Raw genomic sequence first — 12,111 nt, 5'->3', positions numbered from 1 at the left:
GTTCGCCCGATGGGCGGCAGCGGGCCGCCGGAGAAAATCACGCAATACCCCCAAACACACCAATCCATAATCATAGAGACGATATTCAACAATGATCAACTGACAAATCGGCTGATGATCAGTATCTATACCTACCCACTTCGACTTCCCATGATTTTCAGGCGCTTGGCAGAGCATTTTTGCTTGAACATCCAGTCACCTTCAGTTGACGCACTCGTTATGCATGACAGAATGAGGAGGTGAAGCCTTCACTATCCATTGGTATGTACCCATCGCGTCTTGACGCACCCAAGGACGCGGGGGCGCGCGCCCGATACCGTATCAATGTGAACAGTTGCCCTATTCAAGCTGGGGGCTCCCCGCCGCAGGCTGCTACGGATCGAAACGAACGCAGGCGCCCATCGAGCAGGCATCCGACATCGATCCAGTGCCAGTGAAAGCCCCCCACGCCCATGCGGGAGCATCCATGTCGGAAAAGACACAACATGTGGCGGAGCGGTTTCCCGACCTAGCCCAGGCCATCAAGCAGTACGCCTCGGACAACCGTTTCTTCCACGGCTTGTGCGAAGACTACGGCGACGCGGTCGAGATGCTTCACCACCTGGAACAACGGGGCGACTCCGCCGCGTCCGCGCAGTATGCCGTCTGCCGGGAGATCGTGTCGGAACTTGAAGAGGAAATCCTGGCCGAACTTCAGCTCTGGAACGAAGGAGGAGGCCCCCTGGAGGGGCCGGCGAAGCCTTAGCAGCCTCGCTCTCCCATCCGGCGGACCGGCCGCATCGCCGCCCTACTGTTGTTTCAGCTCTCCCGTCACGCCGGCGGCGAGCGACAGCCGGATGAGGTTCGGCAGCCCCGACACCTGGAGCCGGGCCCCGATCTTCGCCCGGTGGGCGTCAACGGTCCGAGGGCTGATCCCGAGCCGGCCGGCGATGACCCTGGTCGGCATCCCGGCGACGACGCCGTTGAGAACCTCCCGTTCGCGGTCCGAAAGCCTGGCCAGCCGGGTGCGGAACTCCGCCAGTTCGGGATCCTCCGCGGCCTCGCACCGGGCGAGCGCCGCATCGATGGCGGAGAGCAGCGCGCGGCGCTCAAAGGGCTTTTCGATGAAGTCCACGGCGCCGGCCTTCATGGCGCGCACCACCATCGGCACCGCAGCCCGGCCCGTCATGAACACCAGGGGCATCGTGATGCCGCGATCCTTGAGCATCTGCTGGAGTTCGATCCCGTCCAGGTCCGGCAGCGAGACATCGACGAGGGCGCACCCCGGCGCACCGCCCTGGGCCGCCCGGACGAAGCTCCAGCCATCGGGATGTTCCGTCACGGCGTAGCCGCATTCCGCCAGCATCAGCGCGGCGGACCGGCGGAAACCCGCGTCGTCATCCACGATGTGCACGAGCTGTTCAGGCATGTGCGGGAGCCTCCGCCTTCGGCATGGCCGCGCGGAAGACAGCGCCGCCCCCGCGAAGGGCGCGGGGACCCTTGGCCATTTCGCCCGGCTCGCGGAACGGTGAAGGCTCGATCATGTCAACCTTTGGCGACGTCGTGACCGGCGGGCGCGTCGCGCCCTGTGGAGGGAAAGAGCGAAGTCGGGAAGCCGATGCCTGCACCCTGCCGGCCACGGCCGGAGTCAGCTGCTTGGCGGCACTGTCCTATGCGAACACAAATGTGCCAAGAACAGCATTCGGGAGGCAATTAGCCCCTCGGGGGCACCCAAAGATTCCCCGATCCTCCACCTATTTCAAAGGATGCAGGGCCAGAATTTGGCAACCGGGCCAATCAATCCTCAGAAATCGCCATGCGCTCGCGTCAGAATACAATATCAAGTCAAAACATTATACGGCCGCAACCTTTTCTTTTGCCTGCGGGATTGCGGCAACCAATCCCAAACGTCACTCGGTTCCGCTTTCCGCGAACCTTGCCGCCCGCCCCTCTCCCGACACCTCACGCGTCCCGGACCGCCCCGACCTTTTCGCGACGTGTCGGGCCGAGCGTTTGGCGCGTCGTGAAACGCCGGGCCTAACGCTTCAGCAGCGCCACGCAGGCCGGCGGGGGCGGCGGGACCTTCGCCGGTTCGCGCGGCGTGTCCTTGCGCGGCTCAAACCAGCTCAGCAGCTCCGCGTCGCAGCCCTCGCCGGGCGGCACCTGGCTCTGCCGCACGCAGTCGGCGGCGTCGGGCGGGCACTCCAGGCGCACGTGGAAGTGCGACGCGTGGCCGAACCACGGGCGGACCTTGCGCAGCCACGCGCGGTCGCCGGTCTCGCCCTCGCACAGCGCCAGCTTGATCGCCGGGTTGACGAAGATGCGCACCACCCGCGGATCGCCCGCCGCCAGCTGCAGCAGGCGCCGCTGCCGCGGGCCGAAGCGGCCGGGGTCGATGCGCTGGCCGGACACGTCGACCATGCTGGGAAAGTCGGTGCGCTCGCGCGCGTCGCGCGGCAGGGCCGGCAGGTCGAGGTCGAACCAGACGTCGGCGTCCAGGCCGATCTGGTGGCTGGCGTGGCCGCTCGGCATGCGGCCGCCGCGCGGCTGCGACAGGTCGCCGACCGCCAGCCGGCCGAGCCTCTCCGCCCCTGCCCGCCGCGCCAGCCCGGCGACGTAGTCGACCAGCGCCGGGTGGCCGAAATTGCGCCCGCGCGACAGGTTGACCGCCTGGTAGCCGGATCCCTCCGGCGGCAGCTCGCGCGCGTCGGCGATGCAGCCGTTGGCGTAGCTGCCGATCGGCTGCGCGGCGTGCGAGGGAGCGGCCAGCAGCAGCCCCGCCAGCAGCGGGAGGATCAGGGGGCGCAGGGTCATCGGTTCAGCGTTCCTCGTCGAAGACGACGGCGTCGTTCACCGCATAGATAGTGCATTCGGCCTTGCCGCTCAGCTCTTCGCAGCGCTCCAGCGCCGCGTCGCGCGCGGCGTCGATGGATTTGCGGTCCCACACCGCCGCCCAGCGGCCGGTGGCCGTCAGGGCGAGCGCCTTGTGGCCGGGGTTCTGCTTGTACTTCACCATGCCGACCTCGCGCGTCCGGTCGGACACGAACGGCACCTTGGCCGGGTCGAACAGACCGCCGCCGGGGATCTCCACCGGCATCGGCGTGAAGGCGGCGGGGCTGTCCAGCACCACGGCGTCGTCCACCGCGTAGAGGGTGCACGGGCTGCCGGCGTTGAGCTGGCAGTGCTGCAGCGCGCCGCGCCGCACGTCCTCGGCGGTCCGCGTCTGCGTGACGTTGGAGACGTAGGCGTAGTTGCCCTTGGGCGAGATCGCCAGCGCCTTGGGCGACGGCAGCGAGGCGAAGCGCCCCAGCGTCTCGCGCGCCTTCGGGCTGACGTAGGGGATCGCCGCCGCGTCGAACAGGCGGATCATCGGCTGTGGCGGCTTGGGCGGCGCGGGCGGCGGGGCCACGGCGACCTGCACCGGCGCCTGCGGCTCGGCCCGCGGGGCGGACGCCAAGGCCGGGGCCGCGGAGAGTTCGGCCAGCCGCGCCTCGGCCAGAGCGGCGAAGGTGCCCTGCGGGAACTGCTTCAGGTACGCCTCGAACATCCGGGGATTGCTGCTGCCCTTGACGCTGTCCCAGAACACCACCTCCTTGTCGGCGGCGGCCGGCGGCGGGGTGATGGTGGTCGGGCCCAGGAAGTAGAAGCGTCCCTCGATGGGCGAGGACGAGACCCAGGGCTGCTGCACGCCGCCGGTGTTGCGCTTCACGGCGACGCCGACGTCGTTGAACACGTCGAACACCGTGCCGCCCGGCGTCAGCACGGCCTTGGACAGCACCTCGGTGTAGGGGCTGTTGGACCCGGCGCCATCGGCGGCGACCGCGCCGGGCTGGGTGGCGTAGGCAATGATGGTGCCGGCCGGCGCCTGCATCTGCGCCAGACCGGAACCGGCGGAGCGCAGGCCCCGCCCGCCGAACGGGTTGTTCCGGCAGGCGTCGAGGATGACGATGTTCAGCCGGCTGTCGGCCAGCGTCATCTCCTCGATCACCAGGTTGACGTCCACCAGCTCGTAGCGGACGTCGGCCTCGCGCGCCACGGTGGCGGTGACCGGGACGAGGTAGTTGCTGCCCTGCACCTGGATGCCGTGCCCGGCGTAGAAGAACAGCCCGACGTCGGCGCCGACCAGCCGGGTGCCGAAGGCGCGGACGGCCTTCTCGATCCCGGCGCGGTCGAGGTCGAGCTGCGGACCGCCGCCGATCAGCTCGAACCCGGCGGCGGCCAGCGCGTCGGCGATGGCGCGGGCGTCGTTGGCGGGGTTGGCCAGCGGGGTCGCGTTCTGATAGGCGCCGATGCCGAGCACCAGCGCGATGCGCTTCCCCTCGGCCAGCGCCGGCCCGGCGGCCAGACAGGCCAGCGCCGCCAGGACGGCAAGGATCCGGCCGAAGACACCCATGCGCTTCCCCTGAGTTCAGGCGCCTGGCGCCACCACGAAGCAGGCCATGCCCTGCCCGACCAGACTGGCGCAGGCGTTGGCCGCGGCCTCCTGCGACAGGCCGGACAGGCGGGCGCGGTAGAGCGGGCCGGACTGCGTGTCGACCGGCTGCACCACCTGCTGGGCGCGCACCAGCATGCCGCCCGGCGCCGCGCGCCGCGCCTTGTCGATCACCCTCAGCCCGTCGTCCGGCGAGCGGAAGGCGCCGAGCTGCACCGTCCACACCCCGCCCCCGACGACCGGCGCGGAGCGTACCGGAGCGGGCGCGGGCGCCGAGGCGCGCACCGGCACCGGAGCGGGCACCGGGGCCGGCGGCGGCAGAGCCTCCGCCACCACGCGCGGCACCGAGGCGGTGGGCAGCGGCGCCAGCGACACCGCGCTGCCGCCCAGTGCCGGAGGAATGGGGGCCGGAGGAATGGGGGCCGGCGCGATGGGCGCGGGACCCGGCGTCGGCGTCGGCAGGCTGGCGACCATCACCTCCCCGCTGTCGGGCTGCGGCGCCGGCGAGTTGTTGAGGCGCGGCGCGATGGAGGCGATGTAGTTGCGCGTCTCCGACGGCAGCGAGCGGTTGCCGGCCAGATAGTCGCCGTAGCAGCGCGGGCCGCAGTTGTAGGCGCCGAGGAAGCCCGGCGAACCGAACAGGTTGTACATCTCGCGCAGGTACGCGGTGCCCGCCATGATGTTGTCGCGCGGCTCGAACGGGTCGGAGCCGAGGCCGTGCTTGCGCCGCATCTCCTCGTAGGTGGCGGGCATCAGCTGCATCAGGCCCATGGCGCCGGCCTTGCTGACGATGGGCTTGCCGTTCATGGTGGTGCGCCCGCCGCTCTCCTGGCGGATGACCTCGCGGATCCACGGCTCCGGCATGCTGAAGCGCTTGGACGCGTCCGCCACGTGGGCGTCGAGTTCCGCCTGGGAGACCGGCTTCGGCGGTCCGCTGGCGCACGCGGTGACCAGGGCGGAGAGGCCGGCGCAGGCCAGCAGCGAAGTCAGGCGACGCACGGCGATCGTCTTCCTCGAACGCGGATTTTGCGAAAACGAGGTGCGACTATCCCATAGATAGGCGAAGGCGTAAACCGCCGCGGCTGTGACTTCGCTTCGGGGGCTTCGCTTGCCCCCTCCCTACCCCTCCCCCGCCGCCGCAGGGGAGGGAACTCCGCCGCTCCGCCCCCTCCCCTGCGTCAGCGGGGGAGGGATGGGGTGGGGGCAAGACCCATCGGCTCCGCCCGCCCCGCCTCCCGCGCCGGCGCCCTCACCCGGAACCACGCGGCGTACAGCGCCGGCAGGAAGAACAGCGTCAGCACGGTGGCGCCGGTCAGGCCGCCCATGATCGCCACCGCCATCGGCCCCCAGAAGGCGCTCTTCGCCAGCGGGATCATGGCGAGGATCGCCGCCGCCGCGGTCAGCGCGATCGGCCGGGCGCGGCGCACCGTGGCCTCGATGACGCCCTCCCAGCGCGAGCGGCCGGAGCGCACGTCCTGCTCGATCTGGTCCACCAGGATGACCGAGTTGCGCATGATGATGCCGGCCAGCGCGATGACGCCCAGCATGGCGACGAAGCCGAAGGGCAGGTTGAACAGCAGGAGCGCCCCGGTCACCCCGATCAGCCCCAGCGGCGCCGTCAGCAGCACCATGAAGACGCGCGAGAAGCTCTGCAGCTGCAGCATCAGCGTCGCCACCATGATCAGCAGCATCAGCGGCAGCATGGCGTTGATCGAGCCCTGGCCCTTGGCGCTCTCCTCGATGGCGCCGCCCATGGCGATGGCGGTGCCGGCCGGCAGCGTGGCGCGCAGCTCGTTCAGCGCGGCGTCGAGCTGCACGCTGACGGTCGGCGCCTGGACGCCGCCGACCACGTCGCCCTTGACGGTCATGGTCGTCTCGCGGCCGCGCCGCCACAGCACCGGCTCCTCCAGCTCGTACTTCAGGCTGGCGACCTGGGAGAGCGGCACGGCGGTGCCGCGGCCGGTGCGCACGCTCAGCTCGCCCAGGCGCGACAGGTCGAGCCGCTCGTCCGAGGTGGTGCGCAGCACGACGCCGATCAGCTCGGTGCCCTCGCGGTACTGCGTGATCGGCATGCCGTTCAGCAGCAGCTGCAGCGCGTTGGACAGGTCCTGCTTGGAGATGCCGAGCGCGCGCGCCTTGGCGGTGTCCACCTCCAGCCGGACGCGCTTCGACAGCTCGTCCCAGTCCAGGTGCACGTTGGCCATGTTGGGATGCGCGCGCATCCGGTCGCGCACCTGATAGGCGATTTTGCGGATCGTCGCCGGGTCGTCGCCGGTGACGCGGAACTGCACCGGGTAGCCGACCGGCGGCCCGTTCTCCAGCCGGCTGACGCGCACCCGCGCCGCCGGGAAGTCGGTCTCCAGCCGCCGCTCCAGCGCGTCCTTGACGTGCTCGCGCTCCTCCAGCCCCTTGGTCATCACCACGAACTGGGAGAAGTTGGCGTTCTGCAGCTGCTGGTCGAGCGGCAGGTAGAAGCGCGGCGAGCCGCCGCCGGTGTAGGCGGTCCAGGTATCGACGTTCGGATCGGCCGCCAGCAGCGTTTCCAGCTTGGCCACCTCCGCCGCCGTCGCCGCGATGGACGAGCCTTCGGCGAGGCGGATGTCGACCAGCAGCTCCGGCCGGCTGGCGGAGGGGAAGAACTGCTGCTGCACGAAGCCGAAGCCGACCAGCGAGGCGACGAACGCCGCCACCGTCACGCCGATGGTGACCCAGCGCGCCCGCACGCAGGCCTCGACCATGCGCCGGAAGATCCGGTAGCCGCGGGTGTCGTAGATGTCCAGCTCGTGCCCGTCCTCGACGATGTGCTTGGGCTTGGGCAGCAGCTTGTACCCGAGGTACGGCGTGAAGATCACCGCCACCACCCACGACAGCAGCAGCGACAGCCCGACCACCCAGAAGATGGCGTTGGTGTACTCGCCCGCCGCCGACTGGGCGAGGCCGACCGGCACGAAGCCCGCCGCCGTCACGATGGTGCCGGTCAGCATCGGGAACGCCGTGGAGGTGTAGGCGTAGGCGCCGGCCCGTACGCGGTCCCAGCCCTGCTCCATCTTCACCACCATCATCTCCACCGCGATGATGGCGTCGTCCACCAGCAGCCCCAGCGCGATGATGAGGGCGCCCAGCGAGATGCGGTGCAGGTCGATGCCGAGGATCTGCATGGACACCAGCGTCAGCGCCAGCACCAGCGGCACCGCCAGCGCCACCACGATGCCGGTGCGCCAGCCCAGGCTGACCAGGCTCACCAGGATGACGATCCCCAGCGCCTCGGCCAGCGATTCGGTGAACTCGCCGACCGAGTGCTCGACCACGCTGGGCTGGTTGGCGACCTGCGCCAGCTCCATGCCGACCGGCAGCTTGGCCTCGACCTTCGCCATCTCGGCCTTCAGCGCCTCGCCCAGGTGCAGGACGTTGCCGCCCTTGGCCATGACGACGCCCAGGCCGATCGCGTCGCGCCCCTTGGTGCGCATGGTGAAGCGCCGCGGCTCCACGTAGCCGCGCTTCACCTCGGCGACGTCGCCGATGGTCAGCATGCGCCCGCCGGTCTCCACCGGGATGGCGCGCACCTCCTCCGCCTTGTCGATGCCGAGATCGACGCGCACGAACACCCGCTGCGACCCGGCGTCCACGTCGCCGGCCGCGGCGATGGCGTTCTCGCGCTGCAACGCCTGGATCACCGTCTCCACCGGCAGCCCGAAGCTGGCGAGGCGCTGGCTGGAGATCTCGACGTAGATCCGCTCCTCCTGCGGGGCGATCAGCTCGACCTTCTCGACGTTGGGCAGGTGCAGCAGGCGGGCGCGCACCTCCTCGGCCACCTTCTTCAGCTGCGCCGGGGTGAAGTCCTCGCCCATGAAGGCGTAGATGGCGGAGTAGACGTCGCCGAACTCGTCGTTGAAGCTCGGCCCGACCACGCCCTCGGGCAGCGTGTAGCGGATGTCGCCGACCTTCTTGCGCACCTGGTACCACAGGTCGGCCACCTTGCGCGGCGGCGTGTGGTCCTTGAGCTGCAGGAAGATCACCGACTCGCCGGGCTTGGAGTAGCTGCGCGCGAAGTCGTAATACGGGACCTCCTCCAGCTTCTTCTCGATGCGGTCGGTGACGAACTGCTCGACCTCGCGCGCGGTGGCGCCCGGCCACTCGGTGCGGATGGTCATTACCTTGAAGGTGAAGGACGGGTCCTCGGCGCGGCCGAGGTTCTTGTAGGCCAGCGCCCCGGCCAGCACGCTGGCGAGGATGAAGAACAGCACCAGCGTGCGGTGCTGCAAGGCCCAGGCGGAGAGGTTGCCGCGGTCCCGGTTCCGATGGCTCATCGCGTGGGCTCCGCCCACACCGTGACCGGCTGGCCGGCGTCCAGCTTGTGCACGCCGGCGGTGACCACCGCCTCGCCGTCCTTCAGCCCGCCCGCGACGATGGCGAGATCGCCCGCGTAAGCGGCGACCGTCACCGGTCGCAGTTCCAGCCGGTCCTTCGCCGGACCGGCGACCACCCACACCGCCGGGCTCTGGCCGCTCTGCGTCACCGCGCTCAGCGGCAGCCGGGCGACCATGCCGCCGCGCTCCAGCCGGGCGGTCAGCGTCGCCGTCATGCCCAGCTGCACGGCGGCCGGCGGGTCCTTCAGCGTGACGCGCGCTTGGTAGGTGCGGGTGCCGGGATCGGCGCTCGGGCTCACCTCGCGCAGCGCCGCCGGGATCTGCAGTCCGGGCTGCGCCCACAGCTCCACCGCCAGGGCGCGCTGCGGCAGCCCGGCGACCTGCTGTTCGGGGATGTTGGCGACCGCCTCCACCTCGCCCAGCTTGGCGACGCGCAGCGCCGCCTGCCCCTGCGCAACCACCTGCCCAGGCTCGACCAGCACGGCGGTGACCACGCCCGCCGCGTCGGCCAGCAGCGTGGTGTAGTGCAGCGAGTTGTTCAGCACGCGCAGCTGCGCCTCGATCTCGCGCACCCGCGCCTCGGCCTTGTCGAGCGCGGTCTTGCGGCGGTCGTATTCCTGCTTGGTCGTCCAGTCGCCCTTGCGCAGCTCGGCGTAGCGGCCGAAGTCGGCCCGCGCGTTGGCGGCGTCGGCCCGGGCGGACTCCAGCTGCGCCTGCGACGCGCGGACCTGGAGCTGGATGTCGGCCGGATCGAGCCGCGCCAGCGGCGTACCGGGCTCGACCCGCGTGCCGACCTCGACCAGCCGCGCCACCACCTTGCCGGCGACTCGGAAGCCGACGTCCGCCTCGACGCGCGGGCGGATCACCGCCGGGTAGCGGACGGTGTCGTCGGCCGACTCCAGGGCGACCGTGGTGACGCGCACCGGGCGCGGTTCCGGGGCGGGAGCGCCGTTGCCCTCCTTGCAGGCCGACAACCCCACCCCCGCCAGGAGCATGACCGCCGCCAGCCCGATCCCCCGCCGCACCATCGCATCCTCCACTGGACTGAACTGTATCGTACTGATAAACTCGTAATCCGGCACCAAGCGCCCGTCAAGAGTGAACGATACAGTTTAGTCCAGATGCCTTCCGAACAGCACGCAGCCCCGCCCGACTCCCGGCCGGATCCGAAGACCGAACAGATCCTCGCCGCCTCGCGGGAGATCTTCCTGGAACTGGGTTACGCCGGCACCTCCATGGATCTGGTGGCGCAGCGGGCGCGGGTGTCGAAGACGACGCTCTACACCCGCTTCCCGTCCAAGGACGACCTCTACGTCGCCACCATTTCCGCCGAGTGCGAGCGGCGCGGCCTGCGCTTCGCCCCCGACTCCTTCGACGACCTCCCGCTGGAGGAGGCGCTGCGCGCGCTGGGCCGCCGCTTCGTCGACCTGATCTGGTCGGAGGCCGCGATCCGGATGCACCAGTCGGTGACCGGCGAGGCGACCCGCGTGCCGCAGGCGGCGCGCCTGTTCTTCCAGGCCGGCCCGGAGAAGGCGATCGCCGCCTTCGTCGCCTTTTTCGAGCGCGCCGCCGCCCGCGGTTTGCTCAAGGCCGACGACCCGGCCTTCGTCGCCACCCAGTTCCTGGCGGCCATGCAGGGCGGTCCCTATTGCGCGCTGTGCCTCGGCTTGTGCGAGATGCCGGACGAGGCGGAGCGCGATGCCTTCGTCGCCAAGGCCGTGGCGCTGTTCGTGAACGGCTGCGGCCCGGCCCCGCTCCGGGAACTCCCCTGAACGGAGAGGACAAGCCCCTCGGGGTGCACCGTGCGGGCTGGACGCACGACGGCCGGAACCCGGTTGACACGACCGTCGAGGCGTCACCGCAATCAGTCAGTGTACTGCCGATAGCCTTTTGCAAACCAGCGTTCCGGAGGCGATTTTCCTCACCATTGCACATGCATGGAGACGGGAATGATTGTCCAGGGAACCTCGAGCAACGACCCGAATCTCGTCGGCACGGCCGAGCGCGATGAAATTTATGGTGGTGCCGGCAACGACACGATCATCGGCGGCGCCGGCCACGACTACATGGAAGGCGGCGCCGGATCGGACGTCTTCGTTCTGCGGCCGGGGGACGGGTGGGACTGCATCGGCGATTTCCAGCAGGGGTACCAGGGCGCCGACACGCTCGATCTGTCGGCGTTCACATGGATCACCAGCCGCGCGGATCTGAACGCGCTGGCGACCGCGGACGGCAATGACGTGGTCCTCACCTTCAGCCCGGACACGTCCGTGCGCCTGAGCAACGTCAGCTATTCGGCCTTCACGAACGGCCCGCTCAGCCTGAAGCTGCACGCCGCGGAGGAACCGGCCCCGGCCCAGAGCTTTTCCGTGCAGACCACCGACGTGCGGCAGGCGGAGGGCAGCGGCGGCGGCTCCACCGAGTTCGCGTTCACCGTGGTGCGGACCGGCGACCTGTCGCAAGCCGCGTCGGTAAACTGGGGAACCCTGGGCGTCTACGCGCGCAACGGCGAGTACGGGATGGCGAGCCCCGCCGACTTCGCGGCCGGTCAGCCGACCGGCAACGGCGGCATGCCCGGCGGGGTGCTGACCTTCGCCGCCGGGCAGGCCTCGGCAACGATCCGCGTCGGCGTTCTCGGGGACAACGCGGTGGAGACGGCTGAAGGGTTCAAGGTCTACCTGAGCACGCCCTCGGCCGGATGGACCATCGATCCGGCGCACAGCGAAGGGCTCGGCGTGATCCTGAACGACGACGCCAGCGGCAACACCCTCACCGGAACCGCCGACCGCGATGTCCTGTTCGGCACGGCGTCGAACGACACCATCATCGGTGGCGGCGGCAACGACTACATGGAAGGCGGGGCCGGAGCCGACACCTTCGTCTTCGGGCCGGAGCAGGGCTGGGACTACATCGGCGACTTCCAGGCCGGGGCGGGCGGCGACGTGCTCGACCTCCGGGGCTTGGCCGGCGTGCACGCCATGGGCGACCTGACCCTCTCGGCCGAGGGCGGCGACACCACCATCGCCTTCTCGGACACCGCGTCCGTTCGCTTGGCCGGCGTGTCCGCGGGGCAGTTGACCGCGTCCAACTTCCTGTTCGCCTGAACCGCCCTCCCCTCCCCCGCCTCCGGCGGGGGAGGGGCCGGACGTGGGGCAGGCGGGCCCGACAGCCGAAACGCCGACGCCCGCCGCAGGATGTCTGCGGCGGGCGTCGGCGATGGTGAAGAGCGATTGCTGTGATCCGTGTGTCTGGTGAACGCCTTGAAGACCTGGCGGCGACCTACTCTCCCACGTCTTGAGACGCAGTACCATCGGCGCTGAGGGTTTTCACGGC

The 12,111-nt window shown here is 70.2% G+C and carries 9 protein-coding genes; 3 read left to right on the top strand and 6 right to left on the bottom strand.

Going from position 1 to position 12,111, the window contains the following annotated elements:
• Positions 1-466: 466 nt before the first annotated feature.
• Entirely contained in the window at positions 467-745 is a 279-nt protein-coding gene (locus ACRWK7_RS31590; RefSeq protein WP_431861248.1) for a hypothetical protein, read from the top strand.
• 42 nt (positions 746-787) lie between these two features.
• On the opposite strand, the gene ACRWK7_RS31585 is transcribed toward ACRWK7_RS31590, so the two are convergent.
• The 6 genes from ACRWK7_RS31585 to ACRWK7_RS31560 form a co-directional block, all read right to left on the bottom strand.
• Positions 788-1,408, bottom strand: a complete 621-nt coding sequence (locus tag ACRWK7_RS31585; protein WP_431861246.1) for a response regulator transcription factor — start codon at positions 1,406-1,408, stop codon at positions 788-790.
• A 608-nt stretch (positions 1,409-2,016) separates the two neighbouring features.
• Positions 2,017-2,793 (bottom strand): penicillin-insensitive murein endopeptidase, encoded by a 777-nt coding sequence (gene mepA / locus ACRWK7_RS31580; RefSeq protein ID WP_431861244.1) that lies wholly within the window; start codon positions 2,791-2,793, stop codon positions 2,017-2,019.
• Between the two features lie 4 nt (positions 2,794-2,797).
• Positions 2,798-4,372: a caspase family protein gene (locus ACRWK7_RS31575; RefSeq protein ID WP_431861243.1), complete on the bottom strand. Its 1,575-nt coding sequence runs from the start codon at positions 4,370-4,372 to the stop codon at positions 2,798-2,800.
• 15 nt (positions 4,373-4,387) lie between these two features.
• Positions 4,388-5,410: a transglycosylase SLT domain-containing protein gene (locus tag ACRWK7_RS31570; RefSeq protein ID WP_431861241.1), complete on the bottom strand. Its 1,023-nt coding sequence runs from the start codon at positions 5,408-5,410 to the stop codon at positions 4,388-4,390.
• Positions 5,411-5,589: 179 nt separating this feature from the next.
• Complete coding sequence (locus tag ACRWK7_RS31565) at positions 5,590-8,718, bottom strand: efflux RND transporter permease subunit (protein WP_431861239.1); 3,129 nt, start codon at positions 8,716-8,718, stop codon at positions 5,590-5,592.
• Positions 8,715-9,806 carry an efflux RND transporter periplasmic adaptor subunit gene (locus ACRWK7_RS31560; protein ID WP_431861237.1) on the bottom strand — a complete coding sequence of 364 codons (1,092 nt, stop codon included), beginning with the start codon at positions 9,804-9,806 and terminating at the stop codon, positions 8,715-8,717. The genes ACRWK7_RS31565 and ACRWK7_RS31560 overlap by 4 nt, the downstream gene beginning before the upstream one ends.
• Before the next feature lie 93 nt (positions 9,807-9,899).
• Between ACRWK7_RS31560 and ACRWK7_RS31555 the strand changes: the two genes are divergently transcribed.
• Positions 9,900-10,550 carry a TetR/AcrR family transcriptional regulator gene (locus tag ACRWK7_RS31555; RefSeq protein ID WP_431861235.1) on the top strand — a complete coding sequence of 217 codons (651 nt, stop codon included), beginning with the start codon at positions 9,900-9,902 and terminating at the stop codon, positions 10,548-10,550.
• A 177-nt stretch (positions 10,551-10,727) separates the two neighbouring features.
• Entirely contained in the window at positions 10,728-11,882 is a 1,155-nt protein-coding gene (locus ACRWK7_RS31550) for a Calx-beta domain-containing protein (RefSeq protein ID WP_431861233.1), read from the top strand.
• Positions 11,883-12,111: the final 229 nt, after the last annotated feature.

This window comes from Azospirillum sp. (assembly GCF_050789165.1).
The sequence above is the reverse complement of the archived record's forward strand: the minus strand, read 5'-3'. Positions and strand labels throughout refer to the sequence as shown.